General features: G+C 71.9%; 12 protein-coding genes. 8 read left to right on the forward strand and 4 right to left on the reverse strand.

Features of this window, described 5'->3' with window-relative positions:
- Positions 1 to 95 precede the first annotated feature (95 nt).
- From ACIP89_RS26285 to ACIP89_RS26315, 7 genes are read left to right on the forward strand one after another with little or no spacing between them, the layout of a single operon-like run.
- The gene (locus ACIP89_RS26285) at positions 96 to 245 is read left to right on the forward strand and encodes a hypothetical protein (RefSeq protein ID WP_401931396.1); all 150 of its coding nucleotides are present in this window, start codon (positions 96 to 98) and stop codon (positions 243 to 245) included.
- Positions 245 to 1714 carry an ATP-binding protein gene (locus ACIP89_RS26290; RefSeq protein ID WP_401931394.1) on the forward strand — a complete coding sequence of 490 codons (1470 nt, stop codon included), beginning with the start codon at positions 245 to 247 and terminating at the stop codon, positions 1712 to 1714. The genes ACIP89_RS26285 and ACIP89_RS26290 overlap by 1 nt, the downstream gene beginning before the upstream one ends.
- A 2-nt stretch (positions 1715 to 1716) precedes the next feature.
- Positions 1717 to 2139: a roadblock/LC7 domain-containing protein gene (locus ACIP89_RS26295; protein ID WP_401931393.1), complete on the forward strand. Its 423-nt coding sequence runs from the start codon at positions 1717 to 1719 to the stop codon at positions 2137 to 2139.
- The gene (locus tag ACIP89_RS26300) at positions 2136 to 2489 is read left to right on the forward strand and encodes a DUF742 domain-containing protein (RefSeq protein ID WP_401933517.1); all 354 of its coding nucleotides are present in this window, start codon (positions 2136 to 2138) and stop codon (positions 2487 to 2489) included. The genes ACIP89_RS26295 and ACIP89_RS26300 overlap by 4 nt, the downstream gene beginning before the upstream one ends.
- Positions 2467 to 3087 carry a GTP-binding protein gene (locus ACIP89_RS26305; RefSeq protein ID WP_401931389.1) on the forward strand — a complete coding sequence of 207 codons (621 nt, stop codon included), beginning with the start codon at positions 2467 to 2469 and terminating at the stop codon, positions 3085 to 3087. The genes ACIP89_RS26300 and ACIP89_RS26305 overlap by 23 nt, the downstream gene beginning before the upstream one ends.
- A complete protein-coding gene (locus ACIP89_RS26310; protein ID WP_401931387.1) occupies positions 3084 to 4298 on the forward strand; it encodes a cytochrome P450 in 1215 nt (404 codons plus the stop codon). Before ACIP89_RS26305 ends, ACIP89_RS26310 begins: the two co-directional genes overlap by 4 nt.
- Positions 4299 to 4307: 9 nt before the next feature.
- Positions 4308 to 5540 (forward strand): cytochrome P450, encoded by a 1233-nt coding sequence (locus ACIP89_RS26315; RefSeq protein WP_402117094.1) that lies wholly within the window; start codon positions 4308 to 4310, stop codon positions 5538 to 5540.
- 127 nt (positions 5541 to 5667) lie between these two features.
- On the opposite strand, the gene ACIP89_RS26320 is transcribed toward ACIP89_RS26315, so the two are convergent.
- Entirely contained in the window at positions 5668 to 6249 is a 582-nt protein-coding gene (locus tag ACIP89_RS26320; protein WP_402117095.1) for a rhodanese-like domain-containing protein, read from the reverse strand.
- A 96-nt stretch (positions 6250 to 6345) separates the two neighbouring features.
- Here ACIP89_RS26320 and ACIP89_RS26325 point away from each other — a divergent pair, with 96 nt between their 5' ends.
- The gene (locus ACIP89_RS26325; protein ID WP_401931383.1) at positions 6346 to 6624 is read left to right on the forward strand and encodes a metal-sensitive transcriptional regulator; all 279 of its coding nucleotides are present in this window, start codon (positions 6346 to 6348) and stop codon (positions 6622 to 6624) included.
- 31 nt (positions 6625 to 6655) lie between these two features.
- Here the strand turns inward: ACIP89_RS26325 and ACIP89_RS26330 are convergent, their stop codons facing one another.
- The 3 genes from ACIP89_RS26330 to cobN all read right to left on the reverse strand — a co-directional run bounded on the left by ACIP89_RS26330 (position 6656) and on the right by cobN (position 12936).
- Positions 6656 to 8032, reverse strand: coding sequence for a rhodanese-like domain-containing protein (locus tag ACIP89_RS26330; RefSeq protein WP_402117097.1), 1377 nt, complete (start codon positions 8030 to 8032; stop codon positions 6656 to 6658).
- Between the two features lie 112 nt (positions 8033 to 8144).
- Complete coding sequence (locus tag ACIP89_RS26335; RefSeq protein ID WP_401933506.1) at positions 8145 to 9203, reverse strand: VWA domain-containing protein; 1059 nt, start codon at positions 9201 to 9203, stop codon at positions 8145 to 8147.
- Positions 9204 to 9339: 136 nt separating this feature from the next.
- On the reverse strand, positions 9340 to 12936 hold the full coding sequence (cobN, locus tag ACIP89_RS26340; protein WP_402117098.1) for a cobaltochelatase subunit CobN: 3597 nt from the start codon (positions 12934 to 12936) through the stop codon (positions 9340 to 9342).
- Positions 12937 to 12982 lie beyond the last annotated feature (46 nt).

A 12982-nucleotide genomic window follows, 5' to 3' on the forward strand; every position in this document is an offset into this window, starting at 1 on the left:
ACCGGGACGCGCGCCGGCACCACGCCACCCGCGGGCCGTCCCGACGGCCCCTGCCCACAGACCCGGTAAACCCGGCACTACGGAGTACGGACATCATGAAACGCCATCTCCCGCGTATCGAGCAGCTCCTCCTGACCGGCGGCACGCAGGCCAGAGTGCCCGGCCGTGACGACGTCCGGGCCGGCCGGCTCCGCCGCCGGGGCTCCGGCCACGCAGCCGTTTCCGCCACGATCCCGGGGGTCTGATGCTCGCGCTTACGCTGGTTCTCGCGCTGCTGGCAGTGGCCGTTTCGGTGCTGGCGGTCCGGTTCCGCCGCTCGGCACGCCGGGCGGAACAACGGGCCGGCCAGCTGCACGAGCACTCCGAGCGGCTCACCCGCCAGATACAGATGACCGAGTACTTCGTGAGGCACCTGGCGACCACCGCCGTCCCGGTCCCCGGCGGCCGGGCCGGAGCGGGTCCGGCAGGCGGCACCGACATGGCCGTTCCGCCGCAGCTGGCGGGCAGCCCCGTCGCCGAGGCCGTCGGAGCGCTGGCCGGACAGTTCTCCCTCGCCGTCACCGAGGCCGTGCGGACGGCCGAGGAACACGTGGCACTGGTCCGCCGCGAAGCCGACGAACAGGCCGCCCACGTACGCAAGGAGGCCGTCGACGTCGCGCGGGCGGCGGTGCGGTCCTTCGCCGCGGGCACGGTCCACCGGGCGTCGAAACTGGGCACCAAGGTCAGTGCCGGCGTACGTCAGCACGTCTCGGACGACGCTTACGAGACCCTGGTCGAGATCGACCACCTGGCCCAGCAGATGCTGCTGACGGCCAGCGGGTACGCGGTGCTGGCCGGCGACAAGCTCTCCCGGCGCCATCCGGTGACCGTGCTCGGCGAGATCGTGCGCTCCGCGATGGGCCGGGTCGAGGGCTTCCAGCGGGTGCAGCACGCGGACATGAACACCTTCGCGGTGGAGAGCCGGGCCGTGGAAGCGGTGATCCACACGCTGGCGATTCTGCTGGACAACGCCCTGCGCTATTCGGCGCCCAACACCCGGGTGCACGTCTCCCTGGAGCACGGCAACGACGCGGTCTTCCTGATCGTGGACGATGCGGGGCTGCGCATGGAGGACGAGCGGCTGGAGTGGGCCCGCCGGGTGATGTCCGGCGAGGAGCGGGACGACATCACGAAACTGGGTGCCTACCCGCAGACCGGCCTGCGGGTGGCCGGTGTCCTCGCCGCGTCCTACGGATACCGCGTCGAGGTGACGGCCCCCAACGTGTACGGCGGTACCCGCGCCTTCATCGTCCTGCCGCAGAAGCTGCTCACCGCACCTCCCGCCCCGCAGCCCGCCGTCCCGGCCACCCCGCCCGCGCCGCGTCGCCGGCCGGCCGCGGTCGCCGTGCCGAATCCGGTCACCGGGTCCGCTTCCCCTGCCGCCCCGGCCCTCCTCGTCCCGCCGGCCGCGGTCGCCCCGCCGGCCGCCGCCGACGCGCCGGTTCCGGCCCCTGCCGCCGCCTCGGAGCAGGCGGCCGAACCGGAGCAGTCGAAGCCCTCGACCACGGTGAGCGGACTCACGGTCCGCCGGCGGTCCGCGCCGCCCTCCCGCCGCCACGCCGCCACCGCGGCACCCGTGGAACCCGGTCGGCCCGAGGTGGCCACCGCCTGGCTGAATGGTGCCCGCAGCGTCCGCGACACGCCGGGCACTCCCCCTGAAACCGAAGGACGTTGACCATGTCGACCACCATCAACTCCCTTGGCTGGCTGCTGGACGAGCACCTCGGTGAGATCGAAGGCGTCCGCTTCGCCGTGCTGATGAGCAGCGACGGCCTGTTGAAGGCGCGCACGAACACGATGAGCCAGGAGGAGGGCGAGAAGTTCGCCGCGCTGACGGCCGCGATGCGTGCCGCCGGAAAGGCGTGGGACGACTTCACCGGTGGTGGCGGGGTCCGCCAGCAGATGATCGAGTGCATCGACAACATAGGCCTGACCACGGCCGCCGGGGACAACACGATGCTGTCGGTCTGTACCACCAATCCGCACGCGGACGTGGGCTTGATCAGCCGTGAGATGGCGCAGCTCGCGGTGAAGGTGGGCAGGCAGCTGGGGACCGCGGAACGGGTTCCGTCGCAGCCGGACGGCGGCTCCGCGGCATGAGCGGGCCGCGGCGTGACGCGGATCTGGTCAGGCCGTACGTACGCACCGGGGGACGGGTCCGTCCGCGACAGGACGTGCGCCTGGAGAGCGTGGTCATCGCCGCGACCGGCCCGACGAACACCCTTGGCCCCGACGCCCGGAGGGTGATGAGCCTGTTCGCCGGCGGTCACGGCGGCCTCGCCGTCGCGGACATCGCCGCCGCGCTGCAGATGCCGCCCTCCACGGTGCGCATCCTGGTCTCCACCCTGATGGACAGCGGCCATCTGACCAGCCCGGTCGCGGCCGACCCCGACCGACCCGAATCCGATCTCCTGCGAAGGGTGCGCGATGGCCTCCGAGACCTGGTCTGACCCGAACGTCACCTTCGTACCGGCCGCGGTGACCGAGTCCGCCAAGATCGTGGTCGCCGGGGGCTTCGGCGTGGGCAAGACGACCCTCATCGGCAGCGTGTCCGAGGTGACTCCGCTGCGCATGGAGGAGCCCATCACCATCGACAGCGCGGATGTGGACGACCTCAGCGGGACACCGGCGAAGACCACGACGACCGTGGGCATGGACTTCGGCCGCATCCATCTGGCCGCCGGCCGCCTGGTCCTCTATCTGTTCGGGCTGCCCGGCCAGGAGCGTTTTCACCTGCTCTGGGAGGACATGGCCGAAGGGGCGCTCGGATGCCTGGTCCTGGCCGACACCCGTGACCTCGACGCCTGCCACGGCGCACTGGGCCTGCTGGAGGCGCAGTCCATCCCCTACGCCGTCGCCATCAACACCTTCCCCGGTGCCCCCGCCTACGACCTGGGCGAACTCCGCCAGGCCCTCGCTCTGGACGCCGCCACCCCGCTCATCACCTGCGACGCCCGCGACCGCACCTCTTCGCTCCACGCACTCGTCGCCCTGATGGACCACCTCGTGGAGCACCGACCAGCCGCACCACTGGAGCCCCTGCGATGAATCCCATCAGCACCGAGCCACTGTCCGGGCCGGCCCGGTTCCCCCTGTACGGACCCGAGTTCGCCGCCGACCCGCACGCCGCGTACGAGCGGATGCGCGGCACCTTCGGCCCGTTCGTGCCTGTCGAGCTGTCCCCCGGAATCCCCGCCACCCTGGTGATCGGCTACTTCCAGGCGCGCAGCATTCTCAACGATCCGCTGCGTTTCCCCGCCGATCCCCGGGTGTGGGAGCAGACGGTGCCGGCGTCGTGCCCGGTGCGGCCGATGATGGAGTGGCGGCCCAACGCCCTGCGCAGCGGCGGCACCGAACACTCCCGCTACCGCTCGGCCAACAGCGCGAGCATCGACGCGATCGACCAGCACGAGCTGCGGGCCCTGGTGGAGAAGGTCGCCGCGGACGCCGTGGCCGGCTTCGGCGCCACCGGACGTGCGGATCTCGCTACTCAGTACGCCTTCCCGATCGCCTTCCGCGTCCTGAGCTCGATGCTGGGATGCCCCGACGAGATCGGCGCCCGGATCGCCGACGGCATGTCGCGCATCTTCGAGACCACAGACGCCGCCCGTGGCAACGAGATCCTCGGCCGGGCGGTCGCCGACCTCGTGAGCCTGCGCAGGCAGCATCCGGCGGACGACGTGACGTCCCGTCTGATAGCCCACCCCGCCGGGCTGAGCGACGAGGAGATGGGCCACCAGATCGTCACCCTGTACGGCGCCGGCATCGAACCGCTGACCAACCTCATCGTCAACACCTGGTGGAAGATCCTCACCGACGAGGAGTTCTCGGCCACGCTGCACTCCGCCGAGTCCACGATCCGCGACGCCCTCGACACCGTCCTGTACACGGACCCGCCCATGGCGAACTACTGCATCAGCTACCCGCGGTACGACGCGGACGTGGACGGCACCCTGCTGCCGGCGCACCAGCCGGTCGTCATCTCCATGGCCGCCTGCAACAACGACCCGGTGCTCACGGGCGGACTCCCGCCGGAGGCCTTCGTCGGCAACCGGGCCCATCTGTCCTGGAGCACCGGACCGCACACCTGCCCGGCCCGCTCCCACGCCTACCTCATCGCCGAGACGGCCATCACCTTTCTCGCCGACGCCTTCCCGGAGATGGACCTCGCGGTACCCGCCGACGAGGTGCGCTGGCGGCCCGGCCCCTTCCACCGTGCCCTGGAATCCCTCCCTGTCGTCTTCCCTGCCACTCGCTGAGGAGCCTCCGTGCCCGAACACCCGATCCTCACTCTGGACCCCTCCGCGGCGGACCACCACGCCGAACACGAGGCCCTGCGCTCCCGCGGGCCGGCCGCCCGCGTCGACATCCTCGGCGTCACCGCCTGGTCCGTCACCGACCCCGCCCTCCTCAAGGAACTCCTGACGGACTCCCGGGTCTCCAAGGACACGCGCGCCCACTGGCCGGCCTTCGCCGACACCCTCGCCACCTGGCCCCTGGCCCTGTGGATCGCGGTGAACAACATGTTCACCGCCTACGGCGGTGACCACCGGCGGCTCAGGCGCATGGTCGCCCCGGCGTTCAGCGCCCGCCGGATCCAGACCATGGAGGCCACCGTGGAGGCGATCGTCACGGCCCTCCTCGACTCCATCGAGTCCCGGCCGGCCGGGGAGAGCGTCGACCTCCGCGAGGAGCTCGCCTATCCCCTGCCGATCGCCGTGATCGGGAGGCTCATGGGCGTCCCCGACGACCATCGCCAGGGCTTCCGCAGCGTGGTCGACGGAGTCTTCTCCACCGCGCTCGCGGCCGACGAGGCCGCGGCGAACACGGCCGCCCTGTACAAGCTGCTCGACGAGCTGATCGACACCAAGCGCGCCGCACCGGGCGACGACATGACCTCGCTCCTCATCGCCGCCCGGGACACCGAGGGCGACGGCGGAGCGATGTCCGACGACGAACTGCGCGACACGCTGCTGCTGATGATCAGCGCCGGGTACGAGACGACGGTCAACGGGATCGATCACGGCATCACGGCCCTGCTCACCAACCCCGAGCAGCTCGCCCACGTCCGGGCCGGCCGGGCCAACTGGAGCGATGTCGTCGAGGAGACCCTGCGGTACGAGCCCGCCGTCAAGCACCTCCCGCTGCGCTGCGCGCTGGAGGACCTGCCGCTGCCCGACGGACAGACGATCCGGGCCGGCGAGGCGATCCTCGCCTCCTACGCGGCGGCCAACCGCCACCCCGACTGGCACGGCGAGTCCGCCGACCGCTTCGACATCACCCGGCCGTCCTCCGAGCACCTCGCCTTCGGGCACGGTGTGCACTTCTGCCTCGGCGCCCCGCTCGCCCGTATGGAGATCGCCGCGGCGCTGCGTCTGCTGTTCGAGCGCTTCCCCGACCTCGAACTCGCCGTGCCGGCGGCCGAGCTGAAGCCGCTGCACTCCCTGATCAGCAACGGCCACCAGACCCTGCCCGTCCGGCTGCGGCCGGCCACCGCCTGACCGGGGGCACCGGGAGGCCGTCCCTCCGACGGCACGACGGGCGGGGGCGGTTCAGCGGCCCCCGCCCCTGGCCGCTCCGGTGTACACGTCGAAGCTCCGGCCGGATTCGGCCGCGACGGCGTCTCGGCTACCGCTGGCGCAGCGCCGCGAGAGTGGCGTCGAGGTCGGTGCGCCGGGGACGGTTGTGCGGCAGCCGGGCGAGGACGGCGGCCATGCCGCAGGTGTTGGTGAGGGCGGAGAAGACCAGGCCGCCACCGACGGCGGCCGAGAGTGCGCGGGCCGGGCGGTAGCGGGTGCCGACGGCGAGGCCGAGCACGACGAGGGACCCGGCGGCGAGCCGGACCTGGCGTTCCATGGCCCAGGCCCCGGAGGTACCCGCGGGCCGGTCCAGGGCATGGCCCTCCTCTGCCCAGGCCGTGGTGCCGCCGGTGAGGGTGGCCGCGGCGATACCGGCCGCGGCCAGTTCACCGCAGGCGGTGGCGGAGCGGCCGCCGGAGGCGCAGACCATCAGCAGTTCGCCGCGGGCAGCGGCGGCACGCAGCGCGGGCAGTGCACCGGGTATGCGGTCCAGGGGGATGTTGTGGGCGCCGGGAAGATGTCCGGAGGCGTATTCGCCGGGGGTACGGACGTCGATGACGGCGTACTGGCCGAGCCGGGCCGCCACCTGGACGGGGAGGACGGCGGCCGGGGTGGAGGCGGGGGCTGTCATATGCGCTGTTCCGTTTCTGTGCGGGCCGGGGCCGGCGGTCCCGGAGACGATAGGATACCCCTAGGGGTATTCAGGGCTGTTTACGGAGGAAGAATCGTGGAGCTGGACATGGCGGCCGCCGAGCTGAAGTCGGTGCTCAACCGGCTGAAGCGGGCCCAGGGGCAGATCGCCGGGATCGTCAAGATGATCGAGGACGGCCGGGACTGCGAGGACGTGATCACACAGCTGGCCGCGGTCTCCCGCGCCCTCGACCGGGCCGGTTTCGCGATCATCGCGACGGGCCTCCAGCAGTGCATGGCGGACGGCGGTCAGGCGGCCGGGGACCGGGACCGGATGCGGGCCCGCCTGGAGAAGCTCTTCCTCTCCCTGGCCTGACGGCGCGGCCGGCCGCGCGGACGCACGCGGGTCAGGCCGGTGCGCCCGCGACGGTCAGGCCGGCGCTCCGGGCTCCATCGAAACCGTCGTCCACGGCGACCACTTCGCGGCCCTCGGCGTCGAGCAGGGACGCGGCGATCGCGGCGCGCATCCCGCCCGCGCAGTGCACCCACACCGGTCCGGCCGGGACCTGCGCCGCCCGCTCCCGCAGTTCGTGCAGGGGGACGTGCACCGATCCCCGTACGTACCCACCGGCGCGTTCGGAGTCGCGGCGCACATCGAGCACCACCACGTCCTCCCCGGCGTCGAGTGCCCGCTTCAGGGCGGCGAAGTCCGCGCGGGGGAAGGAACGCAGGCCCTGCCCCGGCCGCAGCCAGGAGGACGGCTCGCCCGTGGCGGCGGCGGCCGGCCGCTCGATGCCGACCCGCACCAGCTCCCGCTGGGCCTCCGCGAGCTCGCCGGCGGATGCGGCGAGGAGGGTGACGGGCTTGCCCCACGGAATCAGCCAGGCCAGATGGGTGGCGAGGCCGCCCCCGGCCTCGAAGTTGAACGTCCCGGCCACATGACCCTGCGAGAACGCGGTACGGCTGCGCAGGTCGACCACCCACTCACCGGCGGCCAGACGCTGCGCGATCTCCTCGGCGTCGGCCGTCCGGGGCGGGGTCAGGTCCACCGGCGCGGGCCCTGCCGCGTTCACCGGGCCCATGTACGCGTAGTAGGCGGGCACGTCCTCCAGCCCGGCGAGCATCCGCGCCACGAAGACGTCGACGTCCTGGTTCAGGGCGTCGTTGCCGGCCCGCTCCCTGCCGATGGTGGTGGCCTCTCCCCCGGCCGCGGCCCCGGAGGCGGAGCAGAAGCTGCCGAAGCCATGGGTGGGCAGCACCCGCACGTCGTCGTGGAGTTCCCCGGCCAGCCGGTGGGCGGAGGCGTGCTGGGAGCGGGCCAGCCGCTCGGTCAGCCGCGGCTCCACCAGGTCGGGGCGGCCCACCGTGCCGATCAGCAGCGACCCGCCGGTGAACGCGGCCACCTCCCGGCCGTCCTCGGCCAGCACGTAGGCGGTGTGATGCGGAGTGTGACCGGGAGTGGCCAGTGCCCGCAGTTCGAGGCCGCTGTCGACGGCGAAGCGGTCGCCGTCCTCGACCGGCACCCGGTCGAAGGAGACCCGGGCCGACGCGGGCACCAGGTACCGCGCACCCGTCAGCCGGGCCAGCTCCAGGCCCCCGGTGACGTAGTCGTTGTGTATGTGCGTCTCCACCACGTACCCGATCCGCACTCCGCGCCCGGCGGCCGCCGCCAGGACCCGCTCCACATCGCGCGGCGGGTCGACGGCCACCGCCGACGCCGCCCCGCCCGCCAGGTAGCTGCGGTTGCCCAGGCCCTCGGTCTCCAGGGTGTCCACGAAGAACACGGCCGTCTCCCTTCATAGCGATGTACCCCGGGGGGTATTTTCTCCTCACTGTAACAGTGATACCCCCCGGGGTATTTCCGGAGCCCTGGGCCACCCGCGCCGAAGGCAGACCTCAGAGCATGATGAGCAGACGCGTCTTAGGCTTGAGCTTCCTGTTCACGGAGCGGCTCTGCACATAGACCTCCAGTTCGGGATTGTTCCCCGCCTTCACCGAGACCGTCCCGTCGATACCCGTGCCGAAGAGAAGACTGCGCGCCGCGTCGCCCGTATAGGCGCGATCGGTGTCCTTCTCGACCACGATCACTTCCTTGTCGGGCTGAACCTGAACCCGGGTGCCCAATTGGTAGTAGCACGAGCCGCGTTCGTAGGTCACACCCGGATGTGAATCGACGAAAGGCCGGATCTCGATCTCCTTGTCGACCTTCAGGAGCCGGTATTTGTCGGCCGGTATCGGTTCGAGATTCGCCCGCACCTCGTCAACCGATATGCCCTGTCCCACGGCGAACAGATTCTTTGTGCCGCGCACCCCCTGCTCGCGGCCCCGCAGGAAGCTGGTGGCGGCGGCGCGCACGGTACCGATCGCCTCCTCGACGCCCTCCTGGGAGTCCGCGTCCCAGATGGCGATGTTCCCCGCCGGGAAGCCGTAGTTCTGGGCGGTGCGCTTCGCCAGCGAGTTCGGCACCAGGATCGCGGACGTCCAATGGCCCGGGAGCCCGCCCATCTTCGCCGTGATCCGGTCGAGCCAGGGACCGAGGACGGCCATGTCGCCGTCGTGCCGCCGGTAGCCGCCGGAGGCGTTCTCCTCGCCGTCGGTCACCACGATCTGCAGGAAGCTGTGCTCGCCGTACTCCTCCCAGATATGGCCCAGATCGTCCAGGGACTTCAAGGAGGCCTCGATCAGGGCCGTAGCACCGTTGTTGACCCGGTACAGCCCCCGCATGGACGGCAGGTGCTTCACGTCCATGTCCCAGACCAGGTTCTCCACCTGGTGATCGAAGGAATAGAGACTGATCCGGGTCTCATGGCCGAGGCTGTCCGATTCGGCCTTGAGGCCGGCCACGAATTCGTCCACGACACGAATGAGCTGGCCCTGGTGCGGCCGCATGGAACCCGAACAGTCGACGACCAGCGCGACGTGATTCACCTTGTGCTGAATCCTGTTGGCGGACACGTTTCCGCTCCTTCTCCGAAGCTCCCCGAGTGATAACTGAACTCTATGGGGAGGCACTGACAACGGAGTTGGACGCGAACAAGGGCCCCGGCCGCACGAGCGGCCGGGGCCCTTCCTCCGTACGGCAGCCGGTGGCTCAGTCCTCGCCCTCCAGGTCGCCCTCGGTCTCCAGGAAGACCTGCCGCAGACCGGCGAGGATCTCCGGGTCGGGCTTCTCCCACATGCCGCGCGACTCGGCCTCCAGGAGGCGTTCCGCGATGCCGTGGAGGGCCCAGGGGTTGGCCCGCTGGAGGAACTCGCGGTTGGCCGGGTCCAGGACGTAGGTCTCGGTGAGCTTGTCGTACATCCAGTCGGCGACCACCCCCGTCGTGGCGTCGTAGCCGAAGAGGTAGTCGACGGTGGCGGCCAGCTCGAAGGCGCCCTTGTAGCCGTGGCGGCGCATCGCCTCGATCCACTTGGGGTTGACGACGCGGGCCCGGAAGACGCGCGAGGTCTCCTCGACCAGGGTGCGGGTCCGGACGGTCTCCGGCCGGGTGGAGTCCCCGATGTACGCCTCGGGGGCGGTGCCCTTGAGCGCGCGCACGGTGGCCACCATGCCGCCGTGGTACTGGAAGTAGTCGTCCGAGTCCGCGATGTCGTGCTCGCGGGTGTCGGTGTTCTTGGCCGCGACCTCGATGCGCTTGTACGCCGTCTCCATCTCCTCGCGGGCCGGGCGTCCGTCGAGTTCGCGGCCGTAGGCGTAGCCGCCCCAGACGGTGTAGACCTCGGCCAGGTCCGCGTCGGTGCGCCAGTCCCGCGAGTCGATGAGCTGGAGCAGTCCGGCGCCGTACGTACCGGGCCGGGAGCCGAAGATACGGGTGGTGGCGCGGCGTTCGTCGCCGTGGGCGGCCAGGTCCGCCTGGGTGTGCGCCCGTACGTAGTTCTGCTCGGCGGGCTCCTCCAGCGAGGCCGCGAGGCGCACCGCGTCGTCCAGGAGGCCGATGGTGTGCGGGAACGCGTCGCGGAAGAAGCCGCTGATGCGGAGCGTCACATCGATGCGCGGGCGCCCCAGTTCGGCGGCCGGGATCGCCTCCAGGCCGGTGACCCGGCGCGAGGCGTCGTCCCAGACCGGGCGGACGCCGAGCAGCGCGAAGGCCTCCGCGACGTCGTCGCCGGCGGTACGCATCGCGCTGGTGCCCCACAGGGACAGGCCGACCGAGGTGGGCCAGTCGCCGTTGTCGGTCCGGTAGCGCTCCAGCAGCGAGTCGGCCAGCGCCTGTCCGGTCTCCCAGGCCAGCCGGGAGGGCACCGCCTTGGGGTCGACGGAGTAGAAGTTGCGGCCGGTCGGCAGGACGTTGACCAGGCCCCGGAGCGGGGAGCCGGAGGGGCCGGCGGGGACGAAGCCGCCGTTCAGCGCGTGGACGGTGTGGTCGAGTTCGTCGGTGGTGGCCGCCAGCCGGGGCACGACCTCGCGGGCCGCGAAGTCGAGGATGCCGGCGACGGAACCGGGGTGTCCGGCCGCGACCTCGGCAACGGCTTCCGGCGCCCAGTGCGCGTCCTCCATCGCCTGGACCAGGGTGCGGGCCTGCTCCTCCACCTCGTCGGCGGTGGTGCGGGTGGCCGCCGACTCGTCGAGGCCGAGCGCCTCGCGCAGGCCGGGCAGGGAGGTGGTGCCGCCCCAGATCTGGCGGGCGCGCAGGATCGCCAGGACCAGGTTGACCCGGTCGGCTCCGGCGGGCGCGCCGCCCAGGACGTGCAGGCCGTCGCGGATCTGCGCGTCCTTGATCTCACAGAGCCAGCCGTCGAGATGCATGATGAACTCGTCGAAGCCCTCGTCCTCCGGACGGTCTTCGAGACCCAGGTCGTGGTCGAGTTTCGCGGCCTGGATCAGGGTCCAGATCTGGGCCCTGATGGCCGGCAGCTTGGCCGGGTCCATCGCCGCGATCTGGGCGTGCTCGTCCAGCAGCTGTTCCAGCCGGGCCACGTCGCCGTAGCTCTCCGCGCGGGCCATCGGCGGTACGAGGTGGTCCACCAGGGTGGCGTGGACCCGGCGTTTGGCCTGGGTGCCCTCGCCCGGGTCGTTGACCAGGAACGGGTAGACGAGCGGGAGGTCGCCCAGCGCGGCGTCGGGCCCGCAGGCGGCGGACAGCCCGGCGTTCTTCCCGGGCAGCCACTCCAGGTTGCCGTGCTTGCCGAGGTGGATCATCGCGTCGGCGCCGAAGCCGTTGTCGTCCGCGGCGGCCGCGATCCAGCGGTAGGCGGCCAGGTAGTGGTGCGAGGGCGGCAGGTCGGGATCGTGGTAGATCGCGATCGGGTTCTCGCCGAAGCCGCGCGGCGGCTGGATGAGGATGAGCAGATTGCCCCGGCGCAGGGCGGCCAGGACGATGTCGCCCTCGGGGTTGCGCGAGCGGTCCACGAACATCTCGCCCGGAGCGGGGCCCCAGTGCTCCTCGACGGCCGTGCGGAGTTCGGCCGGCAGCGTCGCGTACCAGCGCCGGTAGTCGGCGGCCGGGATACGGACCGGGTTGCGGGCCAGCTGCTCCTCCGTCAGCCACTCCTGGTCGTGGCCGCCCGCCTCGATCAGCGCGTAGATCAGCTCGTCGCCGTCACCGGAGGCGAGGCCCGGCACCTCCTCGTCACCGAAGTCGTACCCCTCGGCGCGGAGCCGGCGCAGCAGGGCGACGGCGCTCGCCGGGGTGTCGAGTCCGACGGCGTTGCCGATCCGGGAGTGCTTGGTCGGGTACGCGGACAGCACCAGCGCGAGGCGCTTGTCGGCGTTCGGGATGTGGCGGAGCCGCGCGTGGCGCACGGCGGTCCCGGCGACCCGGGCGGCACGCTCCACGTCGGCCACGTACGCCGGGAGGCCGTCCTCGTCGATCTCCTTGAACGAGAACGGGACGGTGATCAGACGGCCGTCGAACTCGGGCACGGCGATCTGGCTCGCGGCGTCCAGCGGGGAGACGCCCTCGTCGTTGTCCTCCCAGTCCGACCGGGAGGAGGTGAGGCAGAGAGCCTGGAGGATGGGCACGTCGAGGCCGGTGAGGGCGCCGGCGTCCCAGGACTCGTCGTCACCGCCGGCCGACGCCTCCGCGGGCCGGGTACCGCCCGCGGCGAGCACCGTGGTCACGATCGCGTCGGCTCCCCGCAGGGCGTCGATCAGTTCGGGCTCCGGTGTGCGCAGCGAGGCGACGAACAGCGGCAGGGCGCGGCCGCCGGCGTCCTCGACGGCACGGCACAGGGCGTCGATGAACGCGGTGTTGCCGCTCATGTGGTGGGCGCGGTAGTAGAGCACCGCGATGGTGGGGCCGTCCGTCGTGCGCGGCGTGCGCTCCAGCGGGCCCCAGGAGGGTGCCGGGGCGGGGGGTTCGAAGCCGTGGCCGGTGAGCAGGACGGTGTCGGAGAGGAAGCGGGCGAGCTGCTCCAGGTTGCCGGGGCCGCCGTGTGCGAGGTAGGCGTGGGCCTCCGCGGCGATGCCGATCGGGACGGTGGAGGCGGCCATCAGCTGGGCGTCGGGGGCCTGTTCCCCGGTGAGGACGACGACGGGGCGCCCGGTGGCCAGCACCTGGTCGAGGCCGTCCTGCCAGGCGCGGACCCCGCCGAGCAGGCGTACGACGACCAGGTCCGTGCCGTCCAGGAGCTGCGGGAGGTCCTGGAGCGGGAGCCGGGAGGGGTTCGCGTAGCGGTAGGCGACCGGGCCTGCGGAGGCGCGGGCGCTGAGCAGGTCGGTGTCTGACGTCGACAGGAGCAGGATCATGCGGCGTCTGGCCTTCCTCGGGGTATCCACGCCCCGGGCGGTGTCG

The sequence above is a fragment of the Streptomyces sp. NPDC088730 genome (genome assembly GCF_044751215.1).
In the GTDB taxonomy this organism is placed as follows: domain Bacteria; phylum Actinomycetota; class Actinomycetes; order Streptomycetales; family Streptomycetaceae; genus Streptomyces.

Bases quoted from the DNA above. Each gene is read 5' to 3' on its own strand.
- ACIP89_RS26285 (WP_401931396.1), top strand. From the start codon at position 96: ATGAAACGCCATCTCCCGCGTATCGAGCAGCTCCTCCTGACCGGCGGC.
- ACIP89_RS26290 (WP_401931394.1), top strand. From the start codon at position 245: ATGCTCGCGCTTACGCTGGTTCTCGCGCTGCTGGCAGTGGCCGTTTCG.
- ACIP89_RS26295 (WP_401931393.1), top strand. From the start codon at position 1,717: ATGTCGACCACCATCAACTCCCTTGGCTGGCTGCTGGACGAGCACCTC.
- ACIP89_RS26300 (WP_401933517.1), top strand. From the start codon at position 2,136: ATGAGCGGGCCGCGGCGTGACGCGGATCTGGTCAGGCCGTACGTACGC.
- ACIP89_RS26305 (WP_401931389.1), top strand. From the start codon at position 2,467: ATGGCCTCCGAGACCTGGTCTGACCCGAACGTCACCTTCGTACCGGCC.
- ACIP89_RS26310 (WP_401931387.1), top strand. From the start codon at position 3,084: ATGAATCCCATCAGCACCGAGCCACTGTCCGGGCCGGCCCGGTTCCCC.
- ACIP89_RS26320 (WP_402117095.1), bottom strand. From the start codon at position 6,249: ATGACAGCCCCCGCCTCCACCCCGGCCGCCGTCCTCCCCGTCCAGGTG.
- cobN (WP_402117098.1), bottom strand. From the start codon at position 12,936: ATGATCCTGCTCCTGTCGACGTCAGACACCGACCTGCTCAGCGCCCGC.